General features: G+C 50.5%; 4 protein-coding genes and 1 pseudogene. 4 read left to right on the forward strand and 1 reads right to left on the reverse strand.

Going from position 1 to position 17,360, the window contains the following annotated elements; all coding sequences use genetic code 11:
* Positions 1-209: 209 nt before the first annotated feature.
* Complete coding sequence (gene malK, locus D6M16_RS17095; RefSeq protein WP_120513009.1) at positions 210-1,319, reverse strand: maltose/maltodextrin ABC transporter ATP-binding protein MalK; 1,110 nt, start codon at positions 1,317-1,319, stop codon at positions 210-212.
* Between the two features lie 601 nt (positions 1,320-1,920).
* Between malK and malE the strand changes: the two genes are divergently transcribed.
* The 4 genes and pseudogenes from malE (at position 1,921) to D6M16_RS17115 (ending at position 17,359) form a co-directional block, all read left to right on the forward strand.
* Positions 1,921-3,102: a maltose/maltodextrin ABC transporter substrate-binding protein MalE gene (gene malE / locus D6M16_RS17100; RefSeq protein ID WP_120513010.1), complete on the forward strand. Its 1,182-nt coding sequence runs from the start codon at positions 1,921-1,923 to the stop codon at positions 3,100-3,102.
* Positions 3,103-3,250: 148 nt separating this feature from the next.
* Positions 3,251-4,750, forward strand: a pseudogene (gene malF, locus D6M16_RS17105) (maltose ABC transporter permease MalF); the annotation flags it as partial.
* Between the two features lie 11 nt (positions 4,751-4,761).
* The gene (gene malG, locus D6M16_RS17110) at positions 4,762-5,652 is read left to right on the forward strand and encodes a maltose ABC transporter permease MalG (protein ID WP_120513012.1); all 891 of its coding nucleotides are present in this window, start codon (positions 4,762-4,764) and stop codon (positions 5,650-5,652) included.
* 457 nt (positions 5,653-6,109) lie between these two features.
* The gene (locus tag D6M16_RS17115) at positions 6,110-17,359 is read left to right on the forward strand and encodes a T1SS-143 repeat domain-containing protein (RefSeq protein WP_120513013.1); all 11,250 of its coding nucleotides are present in this window, start codon (positions 6,110-6,112) and stop codon (positions 17,357-17,359) included.
* Position 17,360: the final 1 nt, after the last annotated feature.

Below are 17,360 nucleotides of genomic sequence, written 5' to 3' on the forward strand. Positions count from 1 at the left end.
ACGTTCCACTAACAAGCATACTGTAAAATCGGCCACCTGTTTATTCCTATCTTGTACTGAACTTACTGTTGATTAGATGTATGAGGAATAAAAAACCGGGAAGCCTGATGGGCTTCCCGGTGATGAGCGGTGAAAACAGCTTGGATTCAGTTTTATAGCGTATGTTTACGGACAGAGTCGCGATGAACAGATGTTCTCACTGACAAAGATTACACGCCAAATTCCTGGAAGAGTCTGCGGCATGCCTTGCCGTCGCGATGGAACAGGTGACAGCGATGTGCAGGAATACCGACCTTGAGCACCTGACCTGCTTCAACATCCAGTATGTCTGGCTGGCGGTAAACGAAATCGGCATCAACCCCTTTAAGGTTCAGATACACCTGCGTTTCGTTGCCCAGCTTTTCTACCACCTGAATATCACCTTCTACTGTGGCATCTCCTTCATCACCTGAAAGCAGGTGTTCGGGACGGATACCCAGTGACATACGATCCCCGCGGGTGACTGTGGTGCCATCAACCGGAATCCAGAACGTGGTGCCGTTAGCAAGCTGAACCATCACACGTTCATTTTCAACCTGCTCGACAAAGACGCTGATGAAATTCATTTTAGGTGAACCAATGAAGCCGGCGACAAACCGGTTCTCAGGGTAATGGTATAACTCAAGAGGCTTACCAACCTGAGAGACGAAACCGCCGTCAAGCACGACAATCTTATCTGCCATCGTCATGGCTTCTACCTGATCATGGGTCACATAGATCATGGTGCAGCCAAGTTGTTTATGCAGTTTGGCTATTTCAATCCGCATTTGTACACGGAGCGAAGCGTCGAGATTGGACAAAGGTTCATCCAGCAGGAAGACATTCGGTTGCGCGACCAGTGTACGGCCAATAGCGACACGCTGGCGCTGACCGCCTGACAAAGATTTAGGCTTGCGGTCTAAAAGGTGGCCTAACTGAAGAATGTCGGCGGCATTTTCAACCCGCTTACGGATTTCAGCTTTATCGGCTTTAGCCAGTTTCATTCCAAACGACATGTTGTCGAACAGGTTCAGGTGCGGATAAAGCGCATAAGACTGAAAGACCATACCCACACCGCGCTGGGCAGGTGGGATATCATTCATACGCTGTTCACCTATGTATAAATCACCTGAGGTAATGTCTTCCAGGCCAGCAATACAGCGCAACAGAGTGGATTTACCGCAGCCTGATGGCCCGACAAAAACCACAAATTCTCCTTCAGCGATATCCAGATTGACGTTTTTTGAAATCAGGTTATCGCCATAAGCTTTACTAACATTGCGTAAAGTGACACTCGCCATCTGGCTTCCCTCTATGTTTATCTCTGGCCCGCACCATAGTAGATGCCATTATGCGTGCCAGTAAAGTCGGTGTAGAAAAAACAGGGTAGCGCCCAAAGTACAGCGGCATTGGAGTGGCTGCTACCCGTAAACTGCGAAAATGACTTCCCCAACATTTTCGCAGGTGTGACGATGCCAAGTGGTGGACATCTATGTTGCTTCATGCAGCAACAGTCAACAATAAAAAGACAGTTTACCGTTGAACACGCTCAAGCCTTGTTGAGGTTGATGCTATTGTGCGGAAAACGGCTTAGTACAACATCCTCCCTGAGCTATTCTTCTCAGGGGGATGAGTGGGGGAGGAGTATTCAGATCACATTTTCTCAGGCGTCATGCTGCCTGTTGAAATCATTGCAAGTAGTATGTGCTCTCTGTCACGAATGGTTGCTGTTTTTTGAACTTGGTCACCCCCGTAAATGATAAGGATCACGATTTCCGCTTTGCATTATGGGGGGCGTAGCGCCTGGGATGATGCTGCATAGGAATGACTGATAGATGATAGAGGCTGGAAAATGTGTTGCCGATTGAAAACGCAACGATAACCATCTGGAAGGATATAACAATGAAGAAAGTCCTCAGTACTGTCGCACTCTGTACCCTTGCCGCACTCAGTTCTGTTTCAGCGCATGCTGCCATTGAAGAAGGTCAGCTCACTATTTGGATTAATGGTGATAAAGGCTATACCGGCCTGGCCGAAGTGGGTAAAAAGTTTGAAGCTGACACGGGCATCAAAGTCACGGTTGAGCATCCTGATAAACTGGAGGAGAAATTCCCTCAGTTGGCATCAACCGGTGACGGTCCGGATATCGTACTTTGGGCACATGATCGATTTGGTGGCTACGCTCAGGCAGGCCTGCTGACAGAAGTGAAACCTTCTGATGCGTACCGTAGCAAGTTTGCCGATTTTACCTGGGATGCCGTGTCGTATAACGGTAAATACGTAGGTTATCCGGTTGCGGTAGAAGCATTATCACTGATTTATAACAAAGATTTACTGCCTGAACCGCCGAAGAACTGGGAAGATGTGGCTGCATTGGATGCTGAGCTGAAAAAGCAAGGTAAACGCGCCATTATGTGGAACCTGCAAGAACCTTTCTTTACCTGGCCTCTGCTTGCAGCCGACGGCGGCTATGCCTTTAAATTCACCGCTTCCGGCTACGACGCGAAAGATGTTGGCGTAAACAATGAGGGTGCAAAGCGCTCGATGCGCTTTGTGAAGAGCCTGGTTGATAAAGGTGTGATTGCACCAGACGTCGATTATGCCATTGCTGAGGCCGGTTTTAACAAAGGCGATGTGGCAATGACAATCAATGGCCCCTGGTCTTGGGCAAACATTGATAAAGCGGGCATTAATTACGGCGTTGCTATGCTGCCTAAGCTGAATGGCAACCCGTCCAAGCCATTTGTTGGCGTACTGACTGCAGGCATCAGTTCTGCTTCGCCAAACAAAGATCTGGCTGTTGAGTTTCTTGAAAACTACCTGCTGACCAACGACGGCCTGCGCACAGTCAACAATGACACGCCGCTGGGTGCGGTTGCGCTTAACTCGTTCCAGGAAGAGCTGAGCTCGGATGCCCGTATTTCCGCGACCATGGGGAATGCGATGAACGGTGAAGTCATGCCGAATATCCCTCAGATGTCTTCTTTCTGGTATGCAGAGAAAGCAGCGATTAACAATGTCGTCAATGGACGCCAGTCTGTGGAAGACGCATTAAATACTGTTGCTGATCGAATGACCAAGTAAACTTACCTATCGGAGCAAGCACCTGCTTGCTCCTTCCTCAGACGTACTGCGAGGAACGCTGATGCAGTCTCATCCTGTTGCCGAACTGGCTCTTGACGCTACCGATATGACAATGAACTCAAAAAACAAACCTACCCTGCAAACCTGGTTAAAGTGGGCTGCGCTGGGCGGAGTGAGCGCCATAAACGGTTATGCCACCATACTTATGTATGCACGTGCTGAATATGCGTTTGCATTACTTACCCTTATTCTGACTGCTCTGGGCGTGTATGTGTTTGCCCGCAAGAGCACTTATGCGCATCGCTATATTTATCCGGGTGTCGCCGGGATGATTCTGTTTATCATCTTTCCTCTCGTGTATACCGTTGGCCTTTCATTCACAAACTACAGTGGAAGCAACCAACTCAGCTTTCAGCGTGCTCAGTCAGTGTTAATGGAGCAGTCCTTTCAGACCGGCGAAAGCTATAACTTTTCGCTGTATGGCGAGGAAGGGCGTTACCAGCTAGCACTCAACACTCAGGATGGCTGGTATCTGAGTGACCCCATTGACCTGAAGGCACTGCCTGAATCATTGAGTCTGTCTCTGTCCCAGCAACCGTCGACAAATGCGGCACCACTGAAAACGGTCATTCAGCACCGTCAGCAATTGAGCGACCTGGTTGTCAGCTTGCCAAACGGCGACAACCTGACAATGTCGGGTTTGCGTAAGTTCGCCGCCAGCCAGTCGCTTTTTGCACTGCAGGACGATGGTGAAACGCTGATCAACCAACAGACCAGGCAAGTGTACAAACCCAATTGGGAGACGGGTTATTACCAGGAAGTGAACGAGGCAGGGCAGTTTATCGGTGAGTCAATGTCACCGGGCTTTATCGTCAACAGCGGCTGGGATAACTTCACCCGGATATTTACCGATCCTGGTATTCAGGGACCATTTGTCAGTATTTTTATCTGGACCATAGTGTTCTCGGCCCTGACAGTTGTGTTCACTCTGGCCGTGGGTGTTGTACTGGCGCAAGTGGTGTCCTGGGAGGCATTGAAAGGACGCGGCCTTTATCGTGTGCTGCTCATTTTGCCTTATGCCGTCCCTGCTTTTATTTCGATTCTTATATTCAAGGGACTGTTTAATCAAAGTTTTGGTGAAATTAATCAGGTACTGCAAGGCCTGTTTGGTTTGAGTCCGGCATGGTTCACCGATCCGTTTCTGGCCAAATCCATGATTCTGATTGTGAACACCTGGCTGGGATACCCTTATATGATGATTCTGGCAATGGGTCTGTTGAAAGCCATTCCCGATGATTTATATGAAGCCTCCGCTATGGATGGTGCTGGCCCGTTGGATAACTTCTTCCGAATTACGCTGCCAATGCTGGTGAAACCTATGGTGCCACTCTTGATTGCCAGTTTTGCCTTTAACTTTAATAACTTTGTCTTGATTCAGCTGCTGACAAACGGTGCGCCGGATATGCTTGGTACCAGCGTGCCAGCTGGCCATACTGATCTTCTGGTGAGCTATACCTACCGCATTGCTTTTGAAGGTGCGGGCGGACAGGATTTTGGTTTGGCCGGTGCGATTGCCACATTGATATTCTTGCTGGTAGGTGGTTTGTCATTACTGAATATGAAATTTACAAAACTGGATGCTGAGTAAGGGGAAGACTCATGGCGATGGTACAACCGAAATCTTTAAAATATCGCGTTTGGGCGACGCATATAGCAATGTGGTGCTTCCTGGCGCTGATTATGTTGCCGCTGCTGATGGTGGTGGCTATTTCATTCCGTGAAGGGAATTACGCCTCTGGTGAACTTATCCCAAGTGATCCGTCGCTGGAACACTGGAAACTGGCGTTAGGAATTGCCGTTGAACATGCCGATGGCAGTAAAACGCTGCCACCTTTCCCTGTTCTGACCTGGCTTTGGAATTCTGTGAAAGTTGCTGGACTGACTGCCATTGGAATTGTGGCCTTGTCCACAACTTGCGCTTACGCTTTTGCCAGAATGCGCTTTGCCGGTAAAAGCCATATTCTGCGTGCTATGCTGATATTACAGATGTTTCCGCCAGTATTGGCACTGGTAGCTTTGTATGCATTGTTCGACCGCCTGGGCGCCTATGTCCCTTTCCTTGGCATGAATACCCACGGTGGGGTGGTCTTTGCTTACATGGGAGGTATTGCACTGCACGTTTGGACAATTAAAGGATATTTTGAATCCATCGACAATTCACTGGAAGAAGCTGCAGCCTTAGATGGGGCGAGTCCGTGGCAGGCATTCAGACTGGTTTTACTGCCGTTATCTGTACCTATCCTGTCTGTCGTGTTTATTCTTTCGTTTATTGCCGCTGTAACCGAAGTTCCTGTTGCATCCTTGTTATTGCGTGATGTAAATTCCTACACATTAGCTGTTGGAATGCAGCAATATTTGTATCCGCAAAATTACCTGTGGGGTGACTTCGCAGCCGCTGCTGTGTTGTCCGCATTACCGATTACTCTGGTATTTTTGCTGGCTCAGAAATTTCTTGTCGGTGGTCTGACTGCCGGAGGAGTAAAAGGATAATTATAAACAGGCCTGCTTTCACTTAGGTGCAGGCCACTCCCGAGATGAATACTTAGCTTTGGTTTGGCCGCCGATCTGTTAAGTCACTTCTCTCACATTATTGGCGTTGCTGCATAGCTGGACCTTCTCTCTGTTTGTAAACAGACAGTGGTTTAATTGGTAACCATAGCCCGGTGTTCTCACCGGGCTTTTTATTATTTGCACGGCTAATAGCATGATATTCTCTATGGTCTTTTTTAAGGCTTTACCATACCTTTTTCGATGTTTCTGCTCATTATTTCCGCACGAATACCCACCTGAAAAGTATGCCTTTTATTCATTCAGTGAATCCTGGATATTGAACTTTTTTGCTTGCAATAATTTTACTTGTGTTTGTGGCTGAGAATATTAGTCTAATATGCGACTCGTTTTTATGTGAACGTGTTGTTATCAGCTAATCAGGCTTCAGGAGCAGGCAATGGATCCAATATTTTATATTGAGATTGAGGGTGTAATCTGGAAAGTAATGCCAGACGGAAGCTGGCAAAGACTGGCGCCAGATGAGCACATGGATCCAGCAATAACACTGGTAGAAGATACCGGTCAGGTTGAGCAAGCCGTTAAAGCTGGCGAGTCAGCCCCTGGAGCATCTGCGCCTGCGTCTGCAGAGAATGATACACCTGCATCATCCGCACCGGCCTCCTCCGATAATAGCCAGGATCTCTCCAGCGACAGCGCGGGTTTTGTCACCTATATCGCGCCAGACTTACCTGAAGTTTTGCCGGAAGCCGGTTTCGACACTCAGCCTACTTCGTATCGAGCTGAGAGCAATTCCCCGACTGATGGCGTTCTAAACCTGTTAAGTACAGATGCCAGACTGACCGTCCGTATTGATGATGGTGGCGACGGTTACGAAAACCAATTTGAAGTGCCATCGGTCACGATCAGTGGTGATGCCATCGACATTCGGGACGGGTGGACAATTAGCGTCACGGTTACCGATGTAAACGGCAAGACACTGTCGCTTTCAGCAAGGGTCAAGGATGAAAGGTACGAGATTGATAATGTTGATTTGAGCGGCCTTGCCGAAGGCCCGCTGGACGTTTATGCCGTTGCGACGGACGTGCTGGATAACAGCGTCGATGCGTCAGATTCGACCATTAAAGATACGCTGGCTGAAATCAGTGTAGAGATGGACGGTAACGGCGATAATTATCTGAATCTGGCCGAAATCAGCCAGGATCAGACCAAAGTCACGCTACAACTGACACATGTCGAAGATGGTCAGCCCGTCAAAGTCGTCATTTCTGATTCAGCCGGCAACACTTTGGCATATGACGGTATCGTTTCTGGTGGTCAGGTTGTGCTGGAGCACTTGGATCTGTCGTCTCTGGCTGATGGCCAGCTCACTGTTAGTGCTGTCACCAAAGATGTGGCGGGTAACCCGGCCACTGGTACAGACACCATCATCAAAGATACTCAGGCTGCTATTACTGTGGGTGTATTTGGTAATGGTGATGACTACCTCAATCAAGAGGAGTCTCTCTCGAGCTGGGCCGGCGGCACGGTGACAAATGTAGAAAACGGGCAAATTGTTTCTATCACGGTGACAGATTCAGCCGGGACAACGATTCAGGTAGAAACCACTGTGATTAACGGGAAATGGTTTGCCAGTGGTGATATCTCATCCCTGGCGGACGGTGAAGTCACCGTCACGGCAGAAACCACAGATATTGCAGGCAACCCGGCGACCAGTACAGACACCATTATCAAAGATACCCAGGCCGCCGTGACAGTTGATATTGACGGGCAGGGCGATAATTACCTCAATCAGTTTGAAGTGCCTGGCAGTGTGATCACAGGCACGGTCAATGATGTTGAAGACGGCCAGACAGTGTTCGTCACCATCACAGACATCAACGGCAACACAGTCACGGCGCAGACCACAGTATCCGGTGGCGTGTGGCACCTGCCGGATCAAGATCTGCGCGGGCTGGCGGACGGCGAGCTGACGGTTCTGGCAGAAACCACAGATATCGCAGGCAACCCGGCCTCTAATACCGATACCATCATCAAAGATACTCAGGCGGCGATCTCGGTCGGAGTGTTTGGCAATGGCGATAACGTGATCAATCAGGCTGAATCAGTCTCCAGCTGGGCCGGCGGTACGGTGTCCAATGTCGAAGACGGCCAGACCGTGACAGTCTCAGCAACGGATGTGAACGGGCTGACGATTCAGACGCAGACCACTGTGGTGGACGGCAAATGGGTGGTGAACGGCGATGTCTCGTCACTGGCGGACGGTGAGCTGACCATTACCGTCGAGACCGTGGATGTGGCGGGTAACCCGGCATCCAGCACCACAAGCATACTGAAAGATACTCAGGCGGGCATCACGGTTGATATCGACGGTAAAGGCGATAACTACCTTAACAAAGTCGAAGTACCTGTCTCTGATATCACAGGTACAGTCACTGGCGTTGAAGACGGCCAGATCGTGACTGTGACCATCACAGACATTCATGGTGACAGTGTCACTACGCAAGCCACGGTTTCCGCAGGCGCTTGGTCTGTTGACGATCTGGATCTCAGCAGCCTGGCAGACGGCGAACTGACGGTTCTGGCAGAAACCGCGGATATCGCAGGCAACCCGGCCTCAAACACAGATACCATCATCAAAGACACTCAGGCAGCGCTCACAGTCACCATAGACGGTAAAGGCGATGACTTCCTTAATGCCGCTGAAGCCCTGGTCAGTGATATTTCCGGCACGGTCGAAAATGTTGAAGATGGCCAAAGTGTGTCTGTCACTGTCACCGACATGAACGGCAACACAGTTTCCCAAGACGCCACAGTGACAGGTGGCGTCTGGTCAATTGACGATTTGGACCTCAGCGGCCTGGCGGATGGCGAGCTGACGGTTCTGGCGGAAACCACAGACATCGCAGGTAACCCGGCCTCAAATACCGATACGATTGTCAAAGATACTCAGGCGGCCATTTCGGTTGAGATATTAAGTCATGGCGATAATTATCTGAATAAAGAAGAATCTGAATCCAGCTGGGCCGGCGGCGTGGTGACGAATGTCGAAAACGGACAGACAGTCTATGTCACTGTAACGGATTCAGCCGGCACCAGCATTGAGCTGGAAACCACAGTCGTTGACGGCCAGTGGACCATCAATGGCGATATTTCGTCCCTGGCCGAGGGCGAACTGACAGTCAAAGCCGAAACAACAGATATTGCCGGCAACCCGGCCATGTCAGAAGCCTCGGTGATCAAAGATACACTGGCCGCCATTACCGTCGAGATTGACGGCAAGGGCGATGAATACCTGAATAACGTGGAATCGCCGCTCAGCGACATCACAGGTACGGTGGATGATGTCGAAGACGGCCAGACGGTATTCGTAACCATCACAGACATCAACGGCGACACAGTGACGGCGCAGACCACGGTATCCGGCGGCGTGTGGAGCCTGTCGGATCTGGATCTCAGCGGTTTGTCAGATGGTGAACTGACCGTACAGGCGGACACCACAGACATTGCAGGTAACCCGGCCACCAACACAGATACCATCATCAAAGATACCCAGGCGGCAATTACAGTTAATGTCGATAGCGGAGACGATAGTTTCCTCAATCCGTCTGAACTGCCTGTCACTCGTTTGTTCGGCACCGTCACGAATGTCGAAGATGGTCAGACGGTGACCATCCTGGTGACCGACAGTAATAATGTGTCGCACAGCTTCACCGCCACGGTGAACCAGGGCGCCTGGGAAATCACGGAAGATTTGTCAGCACTGGCTGATGGCCCGCTGAGCGTGACCGCAACAACCAGCGATCTGGCCGGCAACCCGGCCAGCGCGACAGATAATACAGTGGTTATTGATACTCAGGTGACGATAGACATAGACACGCTTGATGGACTGGGTATTTACAATTTTAAAGGCGGCAACCTGACTTCCTTACAAGGAACGACAACAGGTGCTGAAGCCGGGCAGACTGTCACAGTGACTGTCTCTGACGGGACCAACAGTGTGCTGCTAACCGGCCAGGTCGCTTCTGATGGCCGCTGGCTGATTGAAAATATTGATATCAGCGCACTGAATGCGCAGGCAACCTGGACCATGGATGCCAGCGTGACCGATTTGGCCGGCAACCAGGCCACGGATGACATGCCGACATTGGTGTTGCCTGACAGCGTCTTGCTGGAAGAATCTGAATTGGGGGCCAAGGGTGATGGCACCTCTGAGGCTGTGTCAGAGATTCACATTCAATTTGCTGAATTCAGTATTCATGCGGATCAACCTTATCTCAATGCGCTGACTTCAAACGGTTTGTCAGTAAGCACTGAACTGTCTGCAGACGGACAAAGCCTGAACCTGATTCGCAGCGATGGCAAACTGGTACTGAGTGCTGTGATTAACGGAGCAGGGGATGGGATAACCGTCACCCTGCATGCGCCGGTCGATCAAGGTATCGGTACCGACACCACCCAGACGGCCATCATGATTGAAGGTACACAGCTGGATGCGGACGGCACTACAGAAACTGTTCTTGCGCCCGTTGTTACCTATATTCTGGACTCAGAACCCGTTGCGACGGATGACGCTTTTGATGTTGTCGAAGCCTCGCTGAGTTCAGGCAATATCCTTGATAATGACTATGACCTGGACAAAGGGCTGGTTGTGCGTTTTATCCGTCATGATTTTGATGGTGATAACGTCATGGAGGATGCAGCAATTCCTGTCGGTGGCAGTGCGGTATTTACGACTGCACAGGGTATTCTGACTATATTCAGTGACGGCCGCTGGACACTGGAAGCCGATCGTAATCTGGATAACAGTCAGGATCAGACTGTCCGGTTTTCTTATCTGGCCGGTGACAGCGATATCGATTATGACATTGCAGAGGTTGTCATTCATGTTCATGACGGCGCTGTGGGAGAGATTATCGATGATGCCGCGACAACCGCCGAAGGCAAAGTGTCAGAGGGTGCCCAGTCTTTTGATGGCAGCATTCAGTTTATTGCCGGTTCGGATGATCCTGCGGCAGCGACGTTTGCTTTCGACCCGGCGACGTTAGCATCATTAAATGCGCTTCAATTGACGACAGGTGCGGATAACGAGCTTATTAAGTTTACGCTCAGCAGTGATGGCCGGGTGATCACCGGCACCACGGCTGAGGGCGAGATCGTAGTAAGTCTCGCGATGTCGGGCATAGTGACAGGCAGTGATATTGAAGGCAATGTCCAGCTGACGCTGTCACGGCCGATTAATCACACGTCGTCAAACGACGCCATCATTCTGCCGGTGACCATTCTCGGTGAAGACTCGGACGGGACGACGATTCCTGCCGGAGAATTTGTCTGGACAATAAAAGACGGCGCTGACCCTCAGCTCAGCTCTGTGTCAGGTATCAACCTGAATGAAGATGATCTGGTGTCCGGCGATGTGGTCGGCCAGGGCAGCTTCAATCTCGCTGTCGGCAGCGATGCCATTCAGAGCCTTGCATTTCATCTTGCTGATCAGCCGGATTTAAGCAGCGGTGGTGAGACGATTACCTACACGCTGTCAGCCGATGGCAGTCTGTTGACAGCCTGGGCCGGCGGTGAAGAAGTCTTTACGGTTCAGCTGGGGAACTATCAGCCGGAAGCTGACTCCAGTGTGACTTATGACTTCACGCTGAAAAAAGCCATCGATCAGCTCGATGGCGATACCTCGTTGCCCCTGGTGGTGACTGTGATTGATGATGACGGTGACAGTTCAACATTAACGCTCCCTGTTAATCTTAATGACAGCCAGTCCGGTGGCATTACGTCCGGGGCCCTGTCGGTCACTGAATTACCTAAGGTTGAAGCGGCACTTGATGCGGATGCAACTATCTCGCTGACTGTCACTGCTAACAAAGATCCGATTGTCAGCATAGGTCTTCAACTGAGCAATGGGGACCCGGTACTGGACAGTAACGGTCAGCCCGTCACGCATGACCATGAAGCGCTGATCTGGCGAGATAATGGCGATGGCAGTTACGATGCTGTTCTGTCAAACGGACAAAGTGTATTTACAGTCACTCTGCCTGAATCGATTTCCGTGGCGGCAGGCACAGTGACCAGTGTCGACCTTAATTTCACACTGCACCAGCCTGTTGATCACGGTGATTCTGGCCTGGCTGATACCCAACTCGATCTGAATCTACCTGTGGTCGTCACAGACAGTGATGGTACGGAGCAGCAAGCGGATACGACAGTGACTGTCTTTGACGGCAAAGATCCGGTTTTGTCGGTGACAGGCTCCATTTCTGTGGATGAAGATGGCTTGCTGGCTGATGGCACTGAAGAGGGTATTGCTTCAGCAAATCCTGTGATATCAGTTGCTAAAGGCAGTGATGATATTGCTGAAATTGTCCTGAATGTGGATGCTTTCAATGCTCTGGGCTATCAGAGTGGCGGCGAGGCTGTGTTGCTGAGTGATAAAGATGCTAATGGCTGGTACATCGCGAAAACGCAGACATCAGGTGACGAGGTATTCAGGCTCAAACTCAACAATGACGGTACAACAGAGTTTGTTTTAGTCTCCGCGCTGGATCACCCGTCAGGTAACGGTGAAAACAACCTGGCGCTGGAGTTTGACGTCCATGCTGTTGATATTGATGGTGACACGTCCGACAGCGTGACACTGACCGTGAATGTGCACGATTCTGTGCCTGAAGGGACCGACAGCACCCTGGAACTGGTTGAGGGCGAAAGCTTCTCGACCAATCTGCTGACCGATGTTCGTATGGGCGCCGATGGTGGAGAGTTGAACCGCTTTACCTATAACGGCGTGGAATATAATTTCGCAAACGAAGGTGTGGATTATTTTGATGTCAATCTAATCAATACCGAAAACAATGAAATCTATGGCTCTTTCCGATTGCACAAGGATGGTCGGCTGGATCTGACCACAGAAGATGCTGTGCAGACGGATCCTACCGTCATTGATGATCTGACCTATGTGGTTCGTGATCATGATGGCGATGAAGCAATCAATACTGCGAACCTGACTCTGGGTGATAACGCCGGCAGTATCCGGACATTGAATGCTGAAACCGAGGAAGATAACCAGACCGGATCGCTTCATATCGTCGTCACCCCTGGTGACAATGACCAGGGGGAAATTGTGTCCTCGATTCAAATCAGTGAAGCATCCCTTCAGGGCGGCACCTTGTACCTGAATGGGCTGGCACTGACGGCGGAAAATGGCGTGATTGTACTTAAAGGAGATCAGTTAGCCCAAATCGGTGACGGAAGAGCGGTCGAGCCCGCCGGAGATCTCACCTATTTACCGCCTTTCAATCAGTCTGATACCACGACTCAGATATCATTGGATATATCTGCAATCATCAGCACGCATAACGACTCAAAAGTTATTGATGCAACGTTAGATGTCTCCGTTTTGCCTGTCGCGGATGCCCCGGAATGGGCGGAGTCCACCTTCGTTTATGATCTGGTGGAAGATGATCCCAATGCGCCCACGCTGGACATCACAGCCAATCTGGTGGATCAGGACGGCTCTGAGAGTTTGAGCTACAAACTGAGTGGTATTCCTGACGGCATTACCCTGATGCTCAACGGCAGTGCGGTTCAGGAAGGGAAAGCCTACACGCAGACACAGTTGTCACAGATGACTATTCGTACCGACGCCAACCTGGCCGGTGTTTTCACCTTCACCGTGATTGCCATTGCGACTGAGAGCGGCAATGTGTTTGCTGACAGCAGTGATAAGACGGCTCAAATCACTCACGAAGTAACAGTCAATGTCAGTCCTGATGCCGATATCCCGCAGCTCTCTGTTCAGGATTACAAAGGGCTTGAAGATCAAGCCATTAATCTGAATAACATTATTACAGGTCAGCTGGCAGATAAAGACGGCTCAGAAACGCTCTCTTACCGACTTGAAGTGCAGGATGGCTGGTTGATTGAAGGCGGTAGTGCGCAGGAAGTGTCGCCGGGCGTTTATGTTGTGTCGGCAGATGAAGTGGCGGCAGGCCAGATCAGGTTGATTCCAAAACAAGATATCAGCTCAGTGACGGAATCGTTGTCAGTAAAAGTGACGGCATTGGCTACTGAGTCCTCAGCGGATGGACTGGGGCCAATTAATCAGACGGCAGAGAGCAATACTCAAACCATCAATATTGAACTCAAAGGCGTGGTCGATGCCCCGGATGCCACAGATGGCGGGCAGGGACACTGGCAGTTTGACTCTGACACACAGGTGATCTCGGGCACCCAGTCGTTTGCTGAAGATAGCCTGATCCCTCTCGATTTTATTATCAGTACATCGGACGATGATCAATCGGAAGTGCTGAATCTGCTGCTAACCAATCTGCCGGATGGTTTCATCCTGGTTGACAGTGAAGGCGATCCTGTTGTGTTGCCTGTTGCCAATGTCGACCCTGACACCGGCATCCAGTACCAGATAACCAGCGAGCAGCTACAAAACACATACCTTAAGGCACCGCAGGATTTCAGCGGCGATATTCATCTGGATATTCTGGTGGTTTCAACTGAACCGGATGGCGACTCAGGGACATTTAATCTGGGTGTGGATATGACTGTTTCTCCTGTGGTTGATGAACAGGACGGCACAATATTTACTGCCGATGGTATCGAAGACAGAGCGGCCAGTTTTACTGTCTTACCTGTTCCCAGTCAGGATACGGATGGCAGTGAAACATTGACGGGGTACAGGATTGACTCTCTCCCTGATGATCTGACGCTCTATTTTGATGGTGTTGCTATTCAGGTGCCGGAAGCCGGACTGGATATCAGTACGCTTGACCCGGATGCGACTCTGGCCGATCTGATCCAAAGTGGCCGGATTACCGTTCGAGCTTCGGAAGATTTGAGCGGTACTTTCACGCTGCCGGTGTCTTATCAGGTGACGGACACCTCACCGGATCATGCTTCAGACACAGACGTCAAATGGATTCAGGCACAGGTGGATGTTCAGTTTCATGGCCGGGTTGAGCTGGATACCCGTCTGGAATCAACGACTGAAGTGCTGAAAAGCACAGATGGTGGGCCGATCGATTTGTCGGATTCAGTCTGGTTTGTCGATGCGGATCTGGATGGATCAGAATATCTGGATTACATCCTGATCAAGATGCCTGCCGGTTATAATTTTATCGTTGAGCATCCCAACGGGGCGACTCAGGATGCTGACGGAAACTGGGTCATTCCCGCCACGGGACTGACCAGTGACTCCTTCAAGGAGCAGGCTGCGATGCTGTTACAGCAGGCCACGATATCCAGTGCTTCAGATACCGGCGTGGTCGAAATCATTGTCAGTGCCCGCGTTGTTGACGATGAAGATGCGCGATTTATTGATACGCCTCTGAATATACAAATCACCGGTCATTCTGGTGGCGGAACCTGTGATCCTGTCGGGACGCCGGGTGACATTCAGGATAGTAGCGAGCCTGTCCATACCAAAGAAGGTGAGCCTATTGACCTGTCCGGGTTGCTAAACCCGGATGTAGCCAGCGATCCCGATAATGCGCTTTCCTTCTTTATTGATGCTTCAACATTTCCCGAAGGTGTGACTATTCAGGGGCAAGGCGTGATTACGGAATACGATAAGCATGGCAATGTGATTGGCTACGCCATTCCGCCAGAAGGCTTATCAACACTGCAGGTAGTGGGTCTGGATGAGGACTGGGCAGGTAATCTGGTATTGAATGTCGGCGTGATTGAAACCTCGGGCTGTAACGGTGACAGCGTTACGACTAATCAGCAGATCAACATTGTGGTTGAGCCGGTCGTGGATGAGATTACGCTCACGTCTGATGTCACCAGCATGCAGGAAGATGTTGCCGCGGATATTAATCTGGCGCTTGTGTTGGGTGACAGTATTGAGAGCGGCCAGAGTATAGAGGGAGAAGGGATACCCAGCGAAGGGAAGGAAACGGTGAATTCACTGACCCTGACTCTGCCTGCTGACTGTGAACTGGTTGCTGATGATCCGGCTTTGTTAACCTATCAGGGGAATGGGGTGTGGGTTGTCAGTGATCCCGCGCGTCTGGACGAAATCACCTTAGTGCCGCCCGCTCATTTTAGTGGTGATATCACGATCACTGCGACAGCTAACATCACGGATCAAGCGACCGCTGTGGCCGTCACCGATACGGAAGATAAATCTGCCACAATCACGATTAACGTCGCCCCCGTTACCGATCTGGCTCAATTAACGGCAGATGACGTTACCGGTGATGAAGACAGCTATATTGCGCTGTCAAACCTCAGTGCTTCTCTCGTTGATACGGATGGTTCTGAAACCTTGTCTTTGTCCATTAAAGGTGTACCGGATGGCGCGGTACTGGTGTTCAAGCAGGGCGATGAATATGTCCTTTTGCCGAACAATGGCTACGACGGTGGCACGTTCAACGGTACACCAACCATGGCCTGGCAGGTACAACCGGATCAGCTGGGGAATATCTATATCTTACCGCCTCAGGATTTCAGCGGTGATCTGCCAGTGACACTGGAGGCGATGACTCAAGAGAACGGCACCACGGATGTGAAATTTACCACGGAAGATTTTACAGTTGGGGTGAATCCGGTGGGTGACAGTGCCCAGTTCTTTGGCGTGCCTGATTCGATGTCAGGCAGTGAAGGGGAACCTATCACTGTCCCCGTTAACATCAGCAGTGCTGAAACCAGCAGTGATGAGTTTATTTCGCTGACCGTGACGGTGAATGCGGATTCTGATCCCAGCGCTCTGATTGGGCTTGATCGCATCAAAGTCGGCGATCTGTTTGCCCGTTTCACCTTAAATGCTGATGGCAGTATGCAAGCCACTTTAATTGTGCCGGCCAGCCAGATAGACAGTTTTGATCTCTATGCAGGTGATGCATTTGGTGATTTGAACATTACTCTGACGGCCTCAACGCTTGATAGCAATCAGGTATTGGGCGCTCACGTGGCAGATCACGGGCCTGAGACGACACAAGACATGGTGATAACAATCACACCAGTAGTGGATACACCGGTGTTAACCGTCGGGTACTCCAGCATTATTGCGGAAGCTGATGGCCAGATACCGCTTGGTTTGTCTTTGGCGCTGATTAATCCTGCAGCGAATGAAGAAGGAACACTGACAATTTCCGGATTACCGGATGGTTTGACGTTATCGGCAGGCGACAGGCAAGGCAGTGACTGGATTATCGATCAGAACGATGTCGCTGGATTGAGTATTACCGGTGGTTATAGTGGCAACAGTGATTTTGAGCTGTTGATAACCCCTTCCGCAACACTTGGCGGCGATGTCGCAACCGGCATGCCGCAAAGTATCCAGGTGAGTCTGACGGAACCCGGCGATAACAGCTTTACCGCGACCAGCGAGGCAGATCGTTTTGTCATGGACGGAGGAACCGCCGGATCACCTTCTACCGATACCATTATCAACTTTGATTATTCTGCTGACAGTGATGCCATTGATTTAAGTGGCATATTAGCTGGACTGAATATCACAGACGGTGCGGCGGCAGATGCGGTGATTGATGTCGCGCAAAGCGCATCGGGTATCGAAATCCAGGTAAAACCGAATGAAAGTCAGGCTGAACAAATCATAGTGTTGGACAACGTCTCCCGGGATGATCTGTATGGTGGCAATGCCTCTGGGGTTTCTGAAGCTGAATTGCTGCAGAAAATGATTGATGACCAAAACTTAATCGTAAATAGCTGAG

The organism is Photobacterium salinisoli, from assembly GCF_003614885.1.
In the GTDB taxonomy this organism is placed as follows: Bacteria; Pseudomonadota; Gammaproteobacteria; order Enterobacterales; family Vibrionaceae; genus Photobacterium; species Photobacterium salinisoli.

Excerpts from the sequence above, each read along its gene's own strand:
- malG (WP_120513012.1), top strand. The coding sequence starts at position 4,762 with ATGGCGATGGTACAACCGAAATCTTTAAAATATCGCGTTTGGGCGACG.
- D6M16_RS17115 (WP_120513013.1), top strand. The coding sequence starts at position 6,110 with ATGGATCCAATATTTTATATTGAGATTGAGGGTGTAATCTGGAAAGTA.
- malE (WP_120513010.1), top strand. The coding sequence starts at position 1,921 with ATGAAGAAAGTCCTCAGTACTGTCGCACTCTGTACCCTTGCCGCACTC.
- malK (WP_120513009.1), bottom strand. The coding sequence starts at position 1,319 with ATGGCGAGTGTCACTTTACGCAATGTTAGTAAAGCTTATGGCGATAAC.